At 61.5% G+C, this 18,744-nt stretch carries 9 protein-coding genes and 11 pseudogenes; 7 read left to right on the top strand and 13 right to left on the bottom strand.

The genetic code is table 11. The features are described from left to right. Positions 1-367: 367 nt before the first annotated feature. From QA643_RS26340 to QA643_RS26325, 4 genes and pseudogenes are all read right to left on the bottom strand, one after another. A complete protein-coding gene (locus QA643_RS26340) occupies positions 368-1,882 on the bottom strand; it encodes a transposase family protein (protein WP_283028692.1) in 1,515 nt (504 codons plus the stop codon). A gap of 162 nt (positions 1,883-2,044) precedes the next feature. After that, on the bottom strand, positions 2,045-2,530 hold the full coding sequence (locus QA643_RS26335; protein ID WP_283028691.1) for a hypothetical protein: 486 nt from the start codon (positions 2,528-2,530) through the stop codon (positions 2,045-2,047). Positions 2,531-2,990: 460 nt separating this feature from the next. Next, positions 2,991-3,523, bottom strand: a pseudogene (locus QA643_RS26330) (IS630 family transposase); the annotation flags it as partial. A 217-nt stretch (positions 3,524-3,740) separates the two neighbouring features. Then, entirely contained in the window at positions 3,741-3,974 is a 234-nt protein-coding gene (locus tag QA643_RS26325; RefSeq protein WP_283028690.1) for a transposase, read from the bottom strand. A gap of 220 nt (positions 3,975-4,194) precedes the next feature. Here QA643_RS26325 and QA643_RS26320 point away from each other — a divergent pair. Next, positions 4,195-4,668: pseudogene (locus tag QA643_RS26320) on the top strand (transposase); the annotation flags it as partial. 126 nt (positions 4,669-4,794) lie between these two features. Here the strand turns inward: QA643_RS26320 and QA643_RS26315 are convergent. Next, positions 4,795-4,971: pseudogene (locus tag QA643_RS26315) on the bottom strand (ATP-binding protein); the annotation flags it as partial. 502 nt (positions 4,972-5,473) lie between these two features. On the opposite strand from QA643_RS26315, the gene QA643_RS26310 reads away from it, so the two are divergent. Continuing rightward, positions 5,474-7,528 carry a recombinase family protein gene (locus tag QA643_RS26310; RefSeq protein ID WP_283028689.1) on the top strand — a complete coding sequence of 685 codons (2,055 nt, stop codon included), beginning with the start codon at positions 5,474-5,476 and terminating at the stop codon, positions 7,526-7,528. A gap of 6 nt (positions 7,529-7,534) precedes the next feature. Here QA643_RS26310 and tnpA read toward each other — a convergent pair whose 3' ends face one another. Together tnpA and QA643_RS26300 are read right to left on the bottom strand one after the other, a co-directional pair. Continuing rightward, entirely contained in the window at positions 7,535-7,999 is a 465-nt protein-coding gene (tnpA, locus tag QA643_RS26305) for an IS200/IS605 family transposase (RefSeq protein WP_283028688.1), read from the bottom strand. A 226-nt stretch (positions 8,000-8,225) separates the two neighbouring features. Beyond that, positions 8,226-8,549, bottom strand: a pseudogene (locus QA643_RS26300) (ATP-binding protein); the annotation flags it as partial. 77 nt (positions 8,550-8,626) lie between these two features. Between QA643_RS26300 and QA643_RS26295 the strand changes: the two are divergent. Then, the gene (locus QA643_RS26295; RefSeq protein ID WP_283028687.1) at positions 8,627-9,043 is read left to right on the top strand and encodes a hypothetical protein; all 417 of its coding nucleotides are present in this window, start codon (positions 8,627-8,629) and stop codon (positions 9,041-9,043) included. Continuing rightward, on the top strand, positions 9,024-11,093 hold the full coding sequence (locus tag QA643_RS26290; protein ID WP_283028686.1) for a recombinase family protein: 2,070 nt from the start codon (positions 9,024-9,026) through the stop codon (positions 11,091-11,093). Before QA643_RS26295 ends, QA643_RS26290 begins: the two co-directional genes overlap by 20 nt. Before the next feature lie 34 nt (positions 11,094-11,127). Here QA643_RS26290 and QA643_RS26285 read toward each other — a convergent pair. Beyond that, a pseudogene (locus QA643_RS26285) lies at positions 11,128-11,472 on the bottom strand (ATP-binding protein); the annotation flags it as partial. Next, the gene (gene istA / locus QA643_RS26280; protein ID WP_283028685.1) at positions 11,469-13,019 is read right to left on the bottom strand and encodes an IS21 family transposase; all 1,551 of its coding nucleotides are present in this window, start codon (positions 13,017-13,019) and stop codon (positions 11,469-11,471) included. The gene istA and the pseudogene QA643_RS26285, both read right to left, overlap by 4 nt. A gap of 148 nt (positions 13,020-13,167) precedes the next feature. Between istA and QA643_RS26275 the strand changes: the two genes are divergently transcribed. Continuing rightward, positions 13,168-13,950 (top strand): IS110 family transposase, encoded by a 783-nt coding sequence (locus QA643_RS26275; protein ID WP_283028684.1) that lies wholly within the window; start codon positions 13,168-13,170, stop codon positions 13,948-13,950. A gap of 321 nt (positions 13,951-14,271) precedes the next feature. Here QA643_RS26275 and QA643_RS26270 read toward each other — a convergent pair. After that, positions 14,272-14,529 (bottom strand): annotated as a pseudogene (locus tag QA643_RS26270) (transposase); the annotation flags it as partial. A gap of 74 nt (positions 14,530-14,603) precedes the next feature. Between QA643_RS26270 and QA643_RS26265 the strand changes: the two are divergent. Next, positions 14,604-15,956, top strand: a pseudogene (locus QA643_RS26265) (IS1182 family transposase); the annotation flags it as partial. A 143-nt stretch (positions 15,957-16,099) separates the two neighbouring features. Here the strand turns inward: QA643_RS26265 and QA643_RS26260 are convergent. The 3 pseudogenes from QA643_RS26260 to QA643_RS26250 all read right to left on the bottom strand — a co-directional run. Continuing rightward, positions 16,100-16,887: pseudogene (locus tag QA643_RS26260) on the bottom strand (IS256 family transposase); the annotation flags it as partial. A 57-nt stretch (positions 16,888-16,944) separates the two neighbouring features. Beyond that, a pseudogene (locus QA643_RS26255) lies at positions 16,945-17,215 on the bottom strand (IS630 family transposase); the annotation flags it as partial. Beyond that, positions 17,207-17,473, bottom strand: a pseudogene (locus QA643_RS26250) (helix-turn-helix domain-containing protein); the annotation flags it as partial. The pseudogenes QA643_RS26255 and QA643_RS26250, both read right to left, overlap by 9 nt. A gap of 204 nt (positions 17,474-17,677) precedes the next feature. Here QA643_RS26250 and QA643_RS26245 point away from each other — a divergent pair. Further along, positions 17,678-18,241: pseudogene (locus QA643_RS26245) on the top strand (helix-turn-helix domain-containing protein). The last annotated feature ends 503 nt before the right edge of the window (positions 18,242-18,744 follow it).

Raw genomic sequence — 18,744 nt, 5'->3', positions numbered from 1 at the left:
GTCGACGTTCTGCTTTCCTTTCGAGATTCAAATTAAAAACGAGCCATCCGTTCCTCCGCCTCGTTGCACGCTAGGAGGACAACAGATTCGCATGGTCAAGCTGCGGTGACCGCTTGTCACACTTAACCGGCTCTGCACATACGGCTAACGAAGCAGCGCCTAACATCACGCAGGATCCTTGCTGCTGGGCGGCGGCGATCAGGGTGAGAATTCGTATTGCCTCATGGAGGAATGTTCCCGAAGACGCGATCGTTGCCTCATTTATTTTGCTCCCAAGAAGACGGACGGTCGGTACGGGGGAGGCCGGTCGTGGAGCTGGCCGGGGTTGCGCAACGACCGGCCTCCCCCGTACCGGAAGCGGGCGCTGTTACCGCGCAACCGGTGTCTCGTCGAACCGCTCCGCATGATCTGCCGATCCAAACAGCAGCGCGCTTGCCTGCTCGCTGCGCCAGGATTTGAGGCGGCGCTGAAGCGTTCGCAGCAGCTTATCCGGGTACGCGCCCGGATATTCCGCTGGTAGCCTTGTCAGGAGCTCGGCGCCGGTTCGCCACGGCTCGGCCTTGAACCACTCCTGCAGCTGTGGGGTCGCCTGAACGAGCGGATCAGGGCGACGACGACCTCGCTTCGCTTTGAGGATCGGCCGGTCCGTCGGTCGAGATGCGCCCTCTTTCCAAGCCGTTCGCAAGCTGGCGAGGAACAAGTCGATTGGCGGGGCCGCAGTAGTCGAATCGCCCGCCGACCTCACGTCGGCAAGGTCGGCCAGACGTTGCTGCGCAGACCGAATGTCACGCAGCAACGCGACCGCGTCCAAGCTGACGCAGATTTCCTGCAGTCGGGCCCGAACCGCATCGGAGGTATGTGGGTCGGCTGCCAGCCGCTGATGCGGCGTCGTCGGCGCACTATAAGATTTACGGACGTGCGCGCCATCGCGCTGTTTTGCGATCAGCTTGAACGACGGCTGGAAGAAGTTCACGAACAGGCGCACTGAGCGATAGAGTTCTGCGAGCAACGCAGCCGCCTCGAGCCCTTCAAACCGCCGATAACCAACCATCCGTCGGACCACGGCTCCGTTCTTCTGTTCGACAAACGCCTGGTCGTTCTTGCGGTAGGGTCGGCACCGCGTGAACACAATGTTCGCCTGCTCACAATACGCTTTCAGCGTTTCGTTTATGAACACGGTATCATTGTCGGTATCGATGCCCTGCAGCGAGAACGGCAGCTGTCGGCGAAGTTCTGTCAACACGGTGCTCAGGAGCGTTTGCTCGCGCACCAGCAACGGCGCACACTCCGTCCAACCGGTCGCAATATCCGTGAGCACCAGCGTCTGGATAAAACTGCCGCGCGCCGAGGGCCCGCTGTGGGCGACCAGATCGGCTTCGACATAGCCCGGCGCCGGATCCTTCCAGTCGGCGGACGTCCGTACCGGGATGCTCCGTCGCAATGCGCTCGCCACCGGCCGCCGGCGTTGGCGTCCACCCTCCTGTCGGATCTTGCCCAGCGCCCGATCGATCGTCGACGCGCTCACCGCTAGCAGCTTCGCGCGGATTTCAGGCGCCAGGCCCATGTGGCCGTTCCGTTCCATCGACTCGATCAGGAGCGGCAGCAGCGCTTTCAGTCTCTTGCCGCAAATCCGGTCCGATGCCTCCCAAAGAACAACCAGCGCATTTCGTTCAGCTTCCTCGTAAATCCGGCGACAGGTGCGCCGAACCGAGGATTGCCGGATATCGCCTCGGAGCAGGCGCATCGCATGCTTTCGGTGGAAGCCGGTCACAACCACAAACTCGTCGAGAATTCGCGCCTTCTCCGCGCGGCTCGCCTCTCTGTAGCGCTGCCCCACAGCGGCCGTCAGCTCTCTTGGAGTCGCCATGCTCAGTTGCCTCATTATCGCCCCCGCAGTCCCATCCCACTGGGGAGCAAATTACGTGAGGCAACGGCCCAGCATTCAGGAACATTTCAGGCGACGCAATGCGGCTTCCCACCCAGATTGTCGCGCTATAGAAAGGCTCGGTTAGCCCTGCTTGGCGATCGGGCGGCCACATTTGCATCAACGGAGGGCCTCGGCCAGGGTTGAGACGACGGCCGCGAACACGATCTGAGAACTGACGCCCAACTTCCAAGGCAACTTACGCTTGGAGTGGATCCATACATGAAAGTGTTGAAGTGTAACCAGTGGCTCTCGTGGATAAATGCTGTGCGCGAACTGCAACGGGTCGGGCACCATTGCAGCGATGGCGCCAAGCGCAATAGTCCAGACCGAAGCAGTTGTAGCAAATAACCAAATCACGAGTGCGAGGCCCGCGCTGGCGTCAACACCAACGCACATAACATCGATTATCACGGCTCGGTTCAATCGAAGGCGTTGGTCGTCGGCGTCTTTCCCCACCGATATTGACCGAAGTGGATAGTCCCAGTGCGGAATGGCATCGATCGCAAAATGGCTCGCAAAGCCTGCCAAGGCGGCGAAGAACGGATCGGAAGGAAAAAAGCTGGCGATCGCGCCGCCGACGACCGCGTGTGTACTCAAAATCACTGCAAAGCGTCTCCGAAGCTTCAAGTTCAAGACAAGGGCCGGCAGCCGCCCCCGTCTGAGTTGTTGGCGGGCAAGCCCATGTATCCCTATCGAGCTTGGTGGGCAAATGCCGGCGATCGCCTGCTGCCGTGCCGCGGCCCCTCCAGATTTTCGCGCGTCTCGTTCAGCTCGGGTTTTGCCCGTGAGCGGGCATCCGTAATCGCGTCCGCTATCCCGGATAAAAGCGCTATTCTCTGCAACGCACCGCTTTGAGCGCGGGTGCAAGCGGAAAAAAGCAAGACTCGCAGAAGCGTGAATTGACGTAAACTAAGGGCCGCAGTGATGCAAACGCTGCAGCCTTAAGTCATTCAACCCGATTCGAGCTTATCATATGATTGCGATTCCTTATAGCTTTTCGCGTTCGCGATCAAGCATCCCAAGCGCAGTCCAAGAGGCTAAGCGCCGGTACGGCCAGCGCGATCTAGTGTCCTGAACCAGAGGTTCGCAATATCGTTTCGTGTTTTGGCGGAGCATTGTATCGACAGAAGCGTTCGATGGAAGCAAGTATGTCATCGGCGGATTTGGTCCATACGAAGGGTTGGGATCGGCGTTGTGCTTGTCGATGAATGAGGTGATGTCCGCCCTGAGGGCGGGTACGCTGCGATAGATGTCGCGCCTGATCTTCTTAGCGGTGAGGAGCGCGAAGAAGCGCTCGAGTTGATTGAGCCATGACGAACCGGTCGGGGTCAGGTCCAGGTGCCAACGCGGCCTCTTCGCCAGCCATCTGGGGATCAGTGGGTTTTGTGCGTGACGTAGTTGTCTATGACGAGATGGACGTTGAGTTCGCGCGGCACCGAGGCCTCGATCTCGTCGAGGAACTTGCGGAACTCGGCAGCCCGATGGCGTCCATAGCACCTGCCGATGATGCGTCCCCGTCGCGATGTCGAGGGCGGTGAACAGCGATGGGGTGCCGTGCTTTCTGTAGTGATGGCTCCTTCGGGCCGGCTGCCCGGGGAATGTCCGAAATTTTGTGTAAGCGATTTCTGTGAAGGTTGAAGTTGGTATTTGAGATATTGACTGGTGGCATCGACGGCATAGCCGACCACTTTGCTTGGCCGGACCGAGCGGTCAAGCCCCGAAGCCGCGCAGCGGCGCGCCGCAGGCGCGGGGCTTGACGGCGAAGGTTCGGACCAAGCGATCATCGTCGGCGCCGTGATGTCGATTGTGCTCATCAGCGGGCGGTTCCTGGAAACCGCGCACCGAAGTGGATGGCGAACTGCCCCATGGCGGCGGTCCATTCGACCGGCCGCCACCAATGAACGCCGGCGTTCTTGATGGCGAGATACAAGAGCTTGAGCGCCGCCTCGTCGGCCGGAAAGCTGCCGCGGCTCTTGATGATCTTGCGCAAGCTGCGGTGCAGCACCTCGACCGCGTTGGTAACCGGTATGAGATGTCTCGGTGCCAACGTTCCGCTGCGGTATTCTACATCGTAGCGTATGGTGCGACCATCGGGACAGAGGCACCGGGAGCACGATGTGCGGGCAGGCCGATACACACGATGAGCCGAGAGCTCGAGTTAGTAGCTGGCCGCCTCTGCGACTCGCCCGGTTGCGCCGAGAGCGCGAATCCGTAGTTGTCGTGTCGCCCGACAGCTCCCGTCATGTGTCTGGCAGGAGGAGGTGCGAATGCGACGGGTAATTGGCATTGATGTCCACCGAACCTTCGGGGAGGTGGTGTTTTGGGAAGACGGCAGGCTCCGACATGCGGGCCGCATTGATATGACGCGGACTGCGTTGGAGGGATTTGGCAAGACCCTGCTGGCCAGTGATGAGGTGGTGGTCGAAGCGACCGCCAACAGCATGGCGGCCTCGCGAGTGCTGGCGCCGTTCGTGGCACGGGTGATTATCGCTAATCCGCTGCAGGTGAAGGCGATCGCCCAGGCTCACGTCAAGACCGACAAGATCGATGCCGGCACGCTCGCCAGTCTGCAGGCGGCCGGGTACCTGCCGCAGATCTGGACACCTGATGCGGAGACTGAACGCAAGCGTAGGCTGGTGGCGCGGCGCTACCAGGTCGTGCGGCACCGTACGCGGCTCAAGAACGAGGTGCATTCGATCCTGCACGCGCACCTGCTCCCGAAGTGCCCGCACGCCGATTTATAGCGCGACAATCTGGGTGGGAAGCGCGCGACAATCAGGATGGCGAGTCGGTGTCGCGGCGAGGTGATGATTGCCGCGATGATTGTCGCGCGCAAGAGTTTTGTTGGCTCTGATTGTCGCGGAGCGTCAATCAGCGACAGTTTTGGGTGTCGCATGCGAAGGCGGCCGTCCGGGGCCGCGCTTTCGTTCGAGGGCGGTGCGCCTGCGATAGCTCTCGACGTTCATCTCCAAGATGGTGGCGTGGTGAACGAGGCGATCGATGGCGGCGAGGGTCATGGCGGGGTCGCCGAACACGACAGAGTACCCCTATTCTTGAGCGGATCGTGTCTCACGTCACGATCACCGACCCGCATCATTTCCTTTTTGGGCACCGGCTTGAGGTGCTGAAGGAGCGGTCGGGACGCGGTCCCACCTACGTCGTTGTCGCGCTGCCGGACGGACGGCGCCGGGCGGTTCGGATCGCATCGACGGATCTTGGCGATACGCCAATCACCTTCCGTCCGAATGCCGCCGGTCTGCCGCGCATCAGTGCACGTACGCTGATCCCATTGATGCAACATTTGAGCGCGAGTCTGAGTCTTCTCGACGAGAAGGTGATTCGCGATGACCCACCGACCACTTGTAGGTCGCGTTGCGTATCGACCCCTGCCAACCCTGGCAAATCCACCCCGCTGTCCGACGGCCGAGATTCCGCGCCTGTGGCCGAATCTGTCGATCGCGACGCAAGCCCAGATCGCTCAAACCTTCGCCACGCTGCTGCGGCGAATGCAAGCGGTTCCCGGCACGCCCGGAAGGAGACTGGGTCGTGCTGATCAGCTTGAACGTCGCTGACGAGCGGCTCACGACTGCGCACCGAGCGAAGTTGGCCTATGTCTACGTGCGGCAATCATCCGTGAACCAGGTGCGCCAGCACCAGGAGAGCACGGAGCTACAGTACCGCCTCGTCGATCGCGCCATCGGGCTGGGCTGGCCGCCCGAGCGCGTCCAGGTTATTGACGAGGATCTGGGCAAATCCGGTGCTGGCGCTGTGGATCGCCATGGTTTCCAGAAGCTCATTGCCGAGATCGGCCTTGGCAACGCTGGTCTTGTGGTGAGCCTCGACGCTTCTCGCTTGGCACGCAACAATCGGGACTGGCATCAGCTTCTCGAACTTTGCTCGGTGTTCAGCGTGCTCATTGCCGATGGCGAGCGGCTTTACGACCCGCGCGCCTATCACGACCGCCTGCTGTTGGGCTTGTCCGGCATCATGAGCGAGGCGGAGCTGCATCAGCTTCGGATGCGCCTTCATCAAGGCGAGCGCCAGAAGGCGGCGCGAGGTGAGTTGCGGCTGCCCCTGCCGGCCGGGCTCGCCTACGATCGGGCAGGCGCAATTGTTCTCAATCCCGATGAGGAGGTACAGGCCCGTCTTCGCCTCGTGTTCGCCAAATTCCGGGAATTGCAAAGCGCTCGCCGTGTGATGCGTTACCTGGACAGGAACGGATTGTCCTTGCCGGTTCGACCGCTGCTTGGGCCATCTCCACACGAGATCGTCTGGCGTGCGCCAGATAGTGCACGCGTCCTTAGTATCCTTCAAAATCCGGCCTATGCTGGGGCATATGTCTATGGCCGCCGGCAGAAGGATCCGAGCCGATGTCGGCTGGGATCGCTGACGGGAACGGTCAAGGTGGCGATCGCGGATTGGGCAGTTTGCCTGCACGCCGCTCACCCAGGCTATATCAGCTGGGAGGAGTTCATGGCCAACCAGGGGCGACTGGCAGATAACGTCTGCCGCTATGAGGCGGGACACACTGGCGTACCACGCAAGGGGGCAGCCCTGTTACAAGGAATTGCGATCTGTGGCCGTTGCGGACGGCGCATGAGCATGCGCTACACGGGCCCGAATGCCGACTATCCGGTCTATTGCTGTCGCTCGGATCGGGACCAGCAAGGCAGTGTTCTGTGCCAGGAAGTCCGGGCCTTGGCCGTTGACGGCTTGGTCGAGCGGGTGGTCCTCGATGCTCTGGTGCCGGATCAGATTGAGATCGCACTCGCGGCGGCGGGCCAACTGGAGCAGGAGAGTCGTCAGCTCGAGCGCCAGTGGGCGCTTCGCGTGGAGCGCGCCCGCTACGAGGCTGAGCGCGCTCGGCGTCAATATGACACCGTAGAGCCCGAGAACCGGCTTGTGGCGCGCTCGCTTGAGCGGGCTTGGGAAGAGAAACTACGTGTCGTCGAAGCGGTCGAGCAGGAGCATGCGCGTTGGCGCGCGCAAGAGCCGCTTCTGATTAGCCCGGCGGAACGCACAGGGCTACAAGCGCTCGGCGAGAACCTGCCGCGGATTTGGAACGCGGCCACCACGTCGGCAGCCGATCGCAAGCGCATTCTGCGATTTGTCATCCGCGAAGTCGTTCTTGATCAGAAGCGGACCCGAGGTCAGGTGTGGCTCAAGATCGTCTGGCAGACTGGCGCAACCACCGAGCATCACGTGCAACGGCGCGTTCACACCTACCGCGACTACGTCGATATTGATCAGTTGCGGCAACGGATTCTCGAGCTGCATGCTGAACACAAAATGGATGGCGAGATCGCGGCAATACTCAATCAAGAAGGCTTCGTCGCGGCCCGAGGCTGCGCCTTCAAAGGCGAGAACGTCTGGGTGCTGCGTACCCGTTGGGGCATTCCCACCGTCAAAATCAACGGCGTGGACAAGAACCCGATGCGCTGGCCCGACGGTAGCTTCTCCATTCAGGGCGCTGCGGCTGAGCTTGGAGTAACCCCGCAAACAGTGTTCGATTATCTCGCGCGCGGATTGCTGGCGGGTCGTCAGCCAATAACCTCCAGCAGAGCTGGAGGTTTGATGGGGAACCGCCAAAGGCGGTTTTAAGGGATATTAGGACGATTGATTGGATCTTGGGGTAGCTGAAATCTTCAGCTCCATTTGATCTAATTGCTGGTCGGCCATTTCCTGGTTCTTGATATAGGCTCGGATCATGTCCTCGTCACGCCCCACGGTCGTGACGAAGTATCCGCGTGCCCAGAATTTGTGGCCCAGGAAATTTCGCATCTTACGTTCGACGTTCTGTGCGATCCATATTGAGCTCTTCCCTTTCATATACCCAACGATCTGCGACACCGAATATTTGGGTGGTATCGATATCAGCATGTGAACATGATCGGGCATCAAGTGGCCTTCCTCAATCCGGCACTCCTTGCGTCGTGCCAGATCGTGAAATACCTGGCCCAAATGCCTCTTGATCTTGCCGAACAGCAGCTTCTTGCGATACTTCGGCGTGAACACGACGTGGTACTTGCAATCCCAGGTCGCGTGATTAAGATGATTGTACTCTGCTTCCATCATAGTCTCCTTGAGGGTTCTTGGCGGTTCCCCAAGGAGACTTCATGACTTCATTCCCGTAGCTGTAAAACTTCCTGTTTTCGCCCCGCCATAGGCGGGGGCTTAGCAGGTTTGGTTAGCCAAAGGCCAGCCATGGCAGATCGAGCTGTCAGACCAACAAATCAGTCAGCTTCGCAATCGGGTACGACGCACTAAGCGTTCGAAGAAAGAGGCATCATGAAGTCATCGGTTCTGGGAAGACCTTGTTCCATTCGCCGAAGGGCTGATTGGCCGTGATCAGCATCGAGCGCCGCTCGTAGCGTGCGCTGATGAGCTCGAACAGCACGCTGGTCTCGGCCTGGTCTTTGGTGACGTAAGCGAGATCATCAAGGATCATGAGATCGAAGCGATCGAGACGATTGATGACCGCCTTGAGATTGAGCTCGCGCCGCGCCACCTGGAGCTTCTGCACGAGATCGGTGGTGCGGGTAAAGAGGACGCGCCAGCCGTTCTCGATCAGGGTCAGGCCGATCGCTGCCGCCAAGTGGCTCTTGCCGCCGCCGGGCGGACCAGCGTCATAATGCCGGGTGTCTGGGATCTGATGTGGAGATCCTTTACCCGTTCCATCCGCGATGCGGAGCGTCAGTCGTGGTTATCGCCTGCAAGCGGCTTGGGGGTGAGACGCATTTTGTTATCAGACAACCTGACGCCACGTTAACGCTGCTGCCGGCATGGATGGCGGCTCCCGCCGCCGCTTCCTTCCATCTCAAAGCTGATCCGCGGCTTCCGGTGGATCGTCTACTGGAGGCGCGTCTTCTTGTCGACGCGCTCTTAGCCTCCTCTTCCAGCGAATCGTCCCATTCGCGAGGAGGTGGTCATGGCGGATCATCACGTCATCAGGGGGATCTGTTCGAGAGCCCTCCGACATACACCAGCATTCCAATCGAAACCCATCAGCAAATGCTGGAGCTCTTAAAGGAGCTTCTGACCGAAGCGCTCACCGACAGCGCAGTCGAGGCACACGACGTGAACCGGGAGGACAGCGATGAGCAAGATCACGCCTGAGCACCTTGCTCGCCACGCCGTCGTCTACATTCGTCAGTCGACGGCCGACCAGGTTATCAACAACCGCGAGAGCCAGCGCCGCCAGTACGGCTTGGCCGACCGTGCGCGGCAGCTGGGCTGGAGCGAGGTGGTCGTAATCGACGACGATCTCGGTCGCTCGGGTGGCGGCACCGCGCGTCCCGGGTTCGAGAAGCTGCTCGCCGCCATTTGCGAAGGGCGAGTTGGCGCTGTGGTCTCGATTGAGGCCTCTCGGCTGGCCCGCAACGGCAGGGATTGGCATACGCTCCTGGAGTTCTGCGGGCTCATTGGAACACTGATCGTCGATGAGGATGGCGTCTACGATCCGCGCCACCCCAACGATCGCCTTCTGCTCGGCATGAAGGGCACGATGAGCGAGATGGAGCTGTCTATCTTTCGGCAACGCTCGCTTGAAGCCTTGAAGCAGAAGGCACGTAGGGGTGAGCTCTTCCTCAACGTCGCCATCGGCTATCTCAAGGTCTCCCACGATCGGATCGAGAAGGACCCTGATCGGCGCATTCAGGAGGCGCTCGTACTCGTGTTCACCAAGTTTGCCGAGATGCAGACACTGCGCCAGGTCCACCTCTGGTTACGGCAGGAGCGAATCACTTTGCCCGCGGTCGGCCATGGCCCCGAGGGCCGCCACGTCGAATGGAAGTTACCAGTATACAATACGATCCACCACATCCTGACCAATCCCGCCTATGCTGGCGCCTATGTCTTCGGGCGCTCGGGCAGTCGGGTGACGATCGAGGCCGGCCGCAAGAGGATCGTGCGGGGCTTCCGGCGCGAGCGCAACGACTGGGAGGTTTTGATCAAGGACCACCATGAGGGCTACATTACGTGGGCGGAGTTCGAGAGGAATCAGCGCCTGATCACCGACAACGCCAACGGAAAAAGCTTCATGAGTCGTGGCTCGGTCCGCCGCGGCGAAGGCCTTCTCGCGGGGCTTCTTCGTTGCGGCCACTGCGGCCGCAAACTTCACGTTGCCTACAGCGGCACGCACAGTACTGTCGGGCGCTATCATTGCCGCGGTAGCCAGATCAACCATGGTGGAGACCCGTGCATCTCATTCGGCGGTCTGCGCGCGGATCGCGCGATCAGCGCGGAGGTCATCGCGCGGCTGCAGCCGCTGGGTGTACAGGCGGCACTGGCGGCCATGGAAGCGCGCGGGCGTGAACACGCCGACAAGCTGCGTCAGCTCGAGTTGACTCTGGAGCAGGCACGCTACGAGGCAACTCGCGCTCGTCGGCGATACGAGGCTGTCGATCCGGACAATCGCCTTGTTGCCGGCGAGCTGGAGCGGCGCTGGAACGAACGCCTGGTCGCTGTCCGCGAGCTTGAGGGCGAGCGCGAGACGTTGTTGGCTACGCCGGAGATGACGTTGAGCGACATCGATCGCGATCGGTTACTTGCGCTTGGTGCCGATCTCGAGAGAGCTTGGGAAAGTCCGGGTGCAACAGCTGCGACGCGCAAGAGGATCATCCGAAGCTTGATCCATGAGATCGTTGTGCGCATCCACGACGAGGTGCTGGACTTGATTGTCCACTGGCATGGTGGCGATCACACGGCATTGCAGGTGAGGAAGAACCGCACCGGCGAGCACCGCTGGAGCACCGCAGCAGATGTGGTCGATCTCGTTCGTGTCCTCGCGCGTCAGATGCCCGATAGCACCATCGCCGCGGTTCTCAACCGCGCCAGTAAGTCGACGGGGCGGGGCAACAGTTGGACCCGTGTCCGCGTTCGCAGCCTGCGCAATCAACACGCCATTGCGGCCTACCGAGAGGGCGAGCGCGCCGAGCGTGGAGAGGTCACTTTGGACGAAGCTGCAACTGCGTTGAAAGTCAGTCCTTCGACGGTTCGCCGTCTGATCGAAGAACAGAGCTTGCCTGCCCAGCAGCTGTGCAAAGGCGCACCGTGGATGATCAAAGCGGTTGATCTGGAACATCCCGATGTCAAGCGCGCCGCGCATGCGCGGCGGTTCCGGCGGCCATCGTCTGGCGATCCGGGTCAAAAAGAACTTCAACTCTAAGGGGGTAGCGAGATGCGTAGTATGAATCTGACTCGGGTGGCCCAAGCAGCAGCAAATTGGCGCCCTTGCCGAGCCAACCATCGCCGGCGGCGAGCGCAGTCACCTGCGCCTTGGAGATCATCGGCACGGCCTCGAAGTCGAAGCTGTCGAAGGTCTTTCCGGCGGGCAGCCGCGCCTCAACGAGATGGCGCTCGATCCGGCGGCGGCCGCGTTCGACGATCTCGTGCTCGGCAATGGTGGCGAGGAAGCGGGCCGCCGGCCAACCTTCCTTGTCGGACTGCTCGGCAAATTGCGGCCACAGCACCTTGACGGCGGGCAGCCGCAGCTCGTTGAGCAACAGATTGAGGCGCGCGGTATCGATTGTAGTGGCCGTACTCATGCGGCACCTCCGATCTCGGCGGCACCGATGAGGCATTCATAGGTGGCGAGCGACGCCAGATGCACTACGACGTTCGGCACGTCGGCGGGATCAGGGGCGAAGTGAGCGCGCAGCCGGTTGAGGTCTGGTAGCCGGCCAGCATCAAGATCAGCCCTGAGCTGATCGGCGAGTCCGGCCTCGCAGCCGCGCTCATGGGCAAGTGCGAGCAGATCGACCATGAGGCGGCAAGCCTGTTTGTCCGGCAGCCGTTGCCGAAGCAGGTCAAAGGTTCGGCGGTAGGCATCGCGCGGGAACAGCCGATCACGGTAGACGAGATTGAGCAGCGCCATTGGTTTGCGCCGCAAGGAATGGATCACGTGCCGATAATCGACGACCTGGTCGTGCTTGCCGCTCGGATGCGGGCGTCCACGCGGCAGAGTGAGGAGATGCGTGCCGCCGACGAACACGTCGAGGCGATCGTCGTAGAGGCGCACCCGCAGTTGGTGGCCGATCAACCGCGACGGCACGGTGTAGAACACCTTGCGTAAAGTGAAGCCGCCGGTCGACGTTACGCGGACAATCACCTCCTCGTAGTCGGAGGTGCGGCGATCCGGCAACGTCTGCAGGGCGGCGCGCTCGCTATCGATCCGCTTGGCATTGCGGGCATTGCGGCGGCTGACGATCTCGTCGAGGAAGCCGCGATAGGCGGCGAGATCATCGAAGTCAGCGGTGCCGCGCAACAGCAGTGCATCGGCGATCGCCCGCTTGAGATGGCCATGCGAGCTCTCGATCGCCCCGTTCTCATGGGCGATGCCGCGATTGTTGCGGGACGGCCGCATGTCGTAATGGGCGCAGAGGTCCTCGTACCGCCGTGTCAGATCGTCCTGAGCATTCCGGTCCAGATTGCAGAAGGCGGCCGACAGGCTGTCGGTCCGATGCTCCCGCGGCGCGCCGCCGAGCGACCACAGGGCATTCTGCAGGCCTTCCGCCAGGGCGACGAAGCTCTCGCCGCCGAGCACGACGTGGGCGTGCTCAAACCCGGAATAGGCCAGCCGGAAATGGTAGAGGCGATGATCGAGCGGCACGCCCGCGATGGTGACCCCCAGCTCGCCCATGTCGGTGAAGTCGGACAGGCCGACCTGGCCGGGCTCATGGGTCTGCCGGAAGATGACTTCCTGCTCCTCGCCGTGGATTGCCCGCCAGGCGCGGATCCGGCGCTCCAGCGTGCGGTGGATGCCGGCCCCGAGTTCAGGATGGCGTCGTAACATCTCCTCGAAAATTGCAATCGGCCGCACGCCGGGGGCGGCCTTGAGCATCGGCACGACGTCGATCTCGAACACGTCTGCCAAGGGATCCGGTCGGCGCCGGCCGCGGGCTCCCTTCTTCTGCGATGGGAGCCTTGGATCCTTGTCGAAGCGGTACGCGGTCGAGGTACTGAACGACGCTCTGGCGGCGGCCACTGGCGGGGTATCGGTCTGACGGTACTTCATGTAGAGCCTCATCTGGTGATCGGTAACGTGTCGGCCTGGCAAGCGAGTGATTCTTCTTGGCGGAAGAACCACTTGCATAACCCACCGGCCGCGATCACCAGTCGGCGCGGTCCCCTCAAGGATCGCGCCGACGCCGGGCTCGTAACTCCGGTCGGGCTACGCCCTCCCTGCGTCACGAGCCCCGCGAAGCTCTCTCATCCTGATTGACGCTCCACTGTCATCCTGATTGCCGCGCGGCACCGATTTGTTCAACGCTCGCGGCCGGGCGTGGTTGGCCGCTCAACAGCTGCCAGACGATGAGCGCGCGGCGATCGATCGGCACGTCCGTGAGCTTGACCGGCTGGCGGAAGACCTGGCCCTGCTCGACCGCGAGATCGCGCAGAACGCCATCGACGATTCCGCGGTCAACCGATTGATGACGATCACCGGCGTGAATCTGGCGGTCGCCGCCGGCATCGTGGCGGCGATCGGCGACATCAGCCGGTTCAACAGCCCGCAGAAGCTGGTGAGCTATTTCGGGCTGAATCCGCGGGTGCGGCAGTCCGGGCTGGGAGCCGCCCACCACGGCCGCATCAGCAAGATCGGCCGCAGTCATGCGCGTGCCATGCTGGTTGAGGCGGCTTGGGCCGCGGCCAAGGCGCCCGGTCCACTGCATGCGTTTTTCGTTCGCATCCGCGCCCGGCGCGGCCATCAGATTGCCGCGGTGGCTGTGGCTCGCAAGCTCACGGTGCTCTGCTGGCATTTGTTGACGAAGGGCGAGGATTACCTGTGGGCGCGCCCATTGCTGGTCGCCAACAAGACCCGCGCGATGCAGCTTCAAGCCGGGCATCCACAACAGAAAGGCAGCCGGCGCGGGCCAGCCTATGCCTACAACATCAAGGCGCTGCGCGACCGCGAGATGTTGATTGCCGCCCGGGCAGAGCAAAGCTACGAGCGCTTGGTGACGCAATGGAAACCACGGCGGCCAAAAACCGGCGCGCGGGCGCCTCAGCTCGGCAGGACAAAATAGGGCAGCCTGGTGGCGCTTGCAGCCGATGCGCCACGCTTCGCCACGAGGTCGCCCGCGCCTGACAACCATAACCGCGGCTGACGGCAAGATCTAGCCAGGCCAGGAACGCAGTCCCGTTCCACGCCAGCGTGCCGTCGTGCTCGGGCCGGTCAAGGCCAAGCCATACGGTGGCCGCAAATGCGGCCAGCCTTGACCGCCCCTGCGCGCGTCGGCTGCGAGATCGGTGGCCGGGACGGAAGAATGGCCAGCAGCGCGACCGAACAAAAGAATGGACTTACCGCGATCTCCGCAATCGTTGCTTCGGCCATGAAGAAATCGCTTGTCCATCTCATCCGTGGTGTAGATCATCTTGCGGATGCTTGGTGCGAAGGCGAAGAACGGCACCACGTGCTCCCATGCATTGCGCCAGATCTGGCCGATTGCGGGATAGCGCTTGCCCCATTCGGCCTCGAACTCGGCAAGGCGAAGCGCCGCCGCGTCGGCGCTCTCGGCGCGGTAGATCGCCTTGATCGAGGGCAGGATCGCCTTGCGATCCTTCCAGGAGACGAAGGCAAGGCTGTTACGGATCAGGTGCACGATGGGGTTGTTGAAGAAGTCTGCAGACGTTGATTCACTGGTCCCGCCGGTTCTCTTTGATTCGCGAGGTGGGCAGGATGCTCGGCCGGAAAGAGCGCGATCAGCTGGAGCTGTTCATCACTGGTTCGTTGCGACAGCTCGTTCCAGACGACCACATCCTCGCTCGTGTCGATCGCGTGTTGGACCTCTCGTGGCTGCGTGACGATGTCACCGATCTCTACTGCACAGATATCGGACGCCCGGGGGATCGACCCCGAAGTGGCTGTTCGGCTCATGGTTGCCGGCTTTCTGCTGGGAATCATCCATGATCGACGGCTGCTACGCGAGGCGCAGGTCAATCTCGCGATCCGTTGGTTCGTCGGCTACGGTTTGCACGAGGTGCTACCCGACCACTCGTCGCTGACGCGCATTCGCCAGCGCTGGGGTGCCGAGCGCTTTCGCAACATCTTCAAACGCACCGTGACGGCGTGCATAGCAGCCAAGATTGTGGCCGGCGAGATCATCCATATCGATGCATCGCTGATCCGTGTATAGCGCGACAATCTGGGTGGGGAGCGCTTCCACCCAAATTGCCGCGCGGCATCCGTGCGAATGTGAGCTGGGACGCTTTGGCCGTACGCCATGTTGCCGACGTAGATGCGGCGAATCCATCCGAGTTCGGATGGGAAGACCGTCAGAGCGGCAAATACAAAAAGATCTGCACGACCGACCCCGATGCGACTATGGCGACGAACGGTCGTAACCGTCATCTCGAACTCTCCTATAAACAACATACGGCTGTCGATGATCTGAAGGGCGTCGTTGTCGACGTCGAGGTGACGACCGGCGAACAGAACGAAGGCATGGCCCTAGAAGCTCAGCTCGATGCCATCGCCTTGACAACCGGTGTCGCTATTAAGACGGCGACCATGGATGCAGGCTACGCCTATGCTAAGGTTTTTCGGGCGTTGGAGGACCGCCAGATCGATGCCGTTGTACCAGCCAAGGCCGAACGGCAACCTAGCAAGGTCATACCGACGCGGCGCTTTAGGCTCGATGCCAAGCACAACCTGGTGCGCTGTCCAACCGGCAAGATCCTGCGGCCCAAAGGCAAGCTGCAACGGGACTCTTTCCAACACTTCCATGCGAGTGGCAAAGACTGTTCGGCCTGTTCCCTGCGGCCGCATTGCGTGAGCCCCTCCCGCCACGCTCGTGTGGTCGTGTTCAATGTCAACCACCCGTCGTTACTGAGAGCGCTGCGCAAGAGGCTCAGATGGGGGGAGCATGAACGCCATCTCTATCGGCGTTATCGTTGGCGGGTCGAGGGCGTCCATGGCGAAGCCAAGACTTGGCACGGTCTCCGTCGCGCCATACGCCGTGGCAGAGACAACATGCGTATCCAGGCTTTCCTGACCGCCGCTGCTATCAATCTGAAGCGGTTGGCCGCAGCCGCTTTAGCCATTTTGCTCGTGTTCGCTCCTCACGCTAACGATCGGCCGTTTAAGGATCGCCTCGACCTGAGGCCTCCCAACGGCGCGACTGTCATCTTGCAAGAACGCGAGTCAATCGAAGATACGGGCTTCTTCAACGACCCCACGATGCAGGTCTGCACCAGAGTTTGCGGGTAGACCGAGGTGATCGCCTCGGGGAACCCCTTCAGCCCATCGACGACGGCGATCAGGATGTCGTTGACGCCGCGCGCCTTCAGTTCGTTGACGACCCGCAGCCAGAACTTGGCGCCTTCGGTCTGCTCGATCCAGAGCCCGAGCACGTCCTTCTCGCCGTCGCTGTTGTAGGCGAGCGCAACATAGACGGCCTTGTTCTTGACCAGTCCCTCGTCGCGGATTTTGACCCGCAGCGCGTCGAAAAACACGATCGGGTACACGGCATCGAGCGGCCGGCCCTGCCATTCTCGGACCTCCTCGAGGACGGCGTCGGTCACCCGGCTGATCAGGTCGGGCGAGACCTCGGCGCCATAAAGTTCGGCCAGGTGGCCCTGGATCACCCGCACCGTCATGCCGCGGGCGTATAGGCTCAGGATTTTATCGTCGAAGCCATCGAACCGGGTCTGGCCTTTGGCGATCAGCTGCGGCTCGAAGCTGCCGGCGCGATCGCGCGGCACGGCAATCTCGATCTCGCCGTCCCCGGTCAGGATCGTCTTCGAACTCGTCCCGTTGCGATTGTTGCCAGTGCCCCGGCCGCCAGGATCACCCTTCTCGTAGCCCAGATGCTCGGTCAGTTCGGCCCCAAGCGCTCGCTCGATCAAGGCTTTCTTAAGCTCTGTTTGAACAACCCGTTCTCGCCCGTCAGGTCCTCGGGCTTGCTGTAGTTCGCCAGAAGCTGGTCCAGCAGTTCAGGAGTGATCGTCGAATCAGTCGGCATGTGAGTCTCCCCTCAAAGGTAAACTCACAGAAACCTACTTACATATCGTTCCGGACACCCTCGCTGCCCGGGATGCATCGGCAGCATCGGCTGACTGCGGTCCAGCGCTTGGATTTGCAACTTCTCATCCACACACAGAACGATGGCGTGCTCCGGCGGCGAGACGTAGAGGCCTACGACGTCGCGCCCCTTGGCCACAAAGTTCGGATCGGTCGAGAGCGTGAAAGTCCATTCGGAGCGGCTGGAGCCCGAAGGCCCGCCAGATACGTTGCACCGTCAATACCGACAGGCCGCTGGCCTTCGCTAAGCCGCGGGAACTCCAATGGCTGGCGTTCTCCGGACAGCTCTCCAGCGTCTGCACGATCACAGCTTCAATGCGGACGTCGTCGATCGTGCGCGGCGCTCCGGAGCGCGGCTCGTCAAGCAATCTGGCCACACGCTGCTCCACAAAGCGCCGCCGCCACTTGCCTACCGTCTTTCGGTCCAGGCCCAGCTTGGCTGCCAGTTCCTTGTTCTGACCACCTTCCGCGCAGGTCGGCACGATCCGTACCCTCAGAGCCAGCGCTTGCGCCGTCTTCCGCCGCATCGTCAGCGACTTCAGTCCGGCCGCTCATCATCGCTCAATATCAGGGGCAAGCCGCTGGAGCGCCATGGGAGACTCCATTACTGTTTGCCTCCACGCCGGGCACAGCGACGCGAATCTACGATTGCGGACTCGCTCGAGACTAGTCTCTGGAACGCAAGTTCGTGACATTTATATGATCGCGCGAGTCCATACAGGAGAGCGCTTGTGACGAACGCAGGTGTGAGAGGTCGGCCGATCGCGCCGTTGGTGCTGAGTCAGGAGGAGCGGACGTGCTTGGAGAGACAAGTTCGTCGTCATCGTGTTGCCCGGTCGTTATCTGAGCGGTGCCGCGCGATCTTGCGATGTGCGGATGGATTACCAAGTAAGTCCGTGGCCGCTGAACTCGGCATCCACGAACATACCGTTGGTAGATGGCGCCGCCGATTTTTGAAGGACCGCTGTGATGGCCTCCTCGATGAGGCTCGCCCGGGCCGCCCTCGCACCATCAACGACGATCAGGTAGCTGTGTGATCGAGCGGACTTTGCGAATCACGCCGGCCGATGCGACGCACTGGTCGATCCGCTCAATGCTGCGGAAACTGGCTTTTCATACACCACAATCCGCCGAATGTGGGTGGCGTTCGGGCTGCAGCGCACCAGAGCCAAACATTCAAGCTGTCGAGCAACAGAAACCCGAAGCCATTCAAATGGAACAAATCCGCAGACCAGATTTTGGCCGTCAAACGCTTCTGCCACAAAGCCCAGCAGACTTTATGTGGCGAACTTTAGATGCACGTGACTAAAACGCGAAGTTTAGAACGACTCACATTATCCGAGAACTTATGGATAATCTAAGTCGCTATGCGCCCGCGAATTCGCGGCCTGAGCAGCCGACCCTGGGGTGGGGGTGCCTCGCTTCGGAGGACGGCGGCTGATAGGCGCGCAGCGCAAGGCAGCAACGCAAGACCAAGCCAGATCTCGGGCGTAACCAAGTTGACGTCGATGGCGCCACGATCCGGGAAGGGGCGCGACTCGGGCGCGGCGATGATTGCTGCCATGCTCCATCTGCTGCGCGCAGTCTTCGCCATGGTTGCGTCTACATCCGGTCCCCGTGCAAATAGCGGTATGCTTTATGTCTATCCGAGGCGCTCGCCAAGATCTTGCAAGCGGGATCTAATGTGCTCTCGCGGGCCGGACTGCCGCTAGACTCGGATCGCTTCGTGGCGCGCATCGCCACCGTATGGTTCGAGGCAGACTATCCAGCGTATCCTATCATCCGAGCGTGTTCAGTT

This window comes from Bradyrhizobium sp. CB3481 (genome assembly GCF_029714305.1).
In the GTDB taxonomy this organism is placed as follows: domain Bacteria; phylum Pseudomonadota; class Alphaproteobacteria; order Rhizobiales; family Xanthobacteraceae; genus Bradyrhizobium.
Note: the sequence above shows the minus strand (reverse complement) of the source record. Positions and strands in the feature narration are given on the sequence as shown.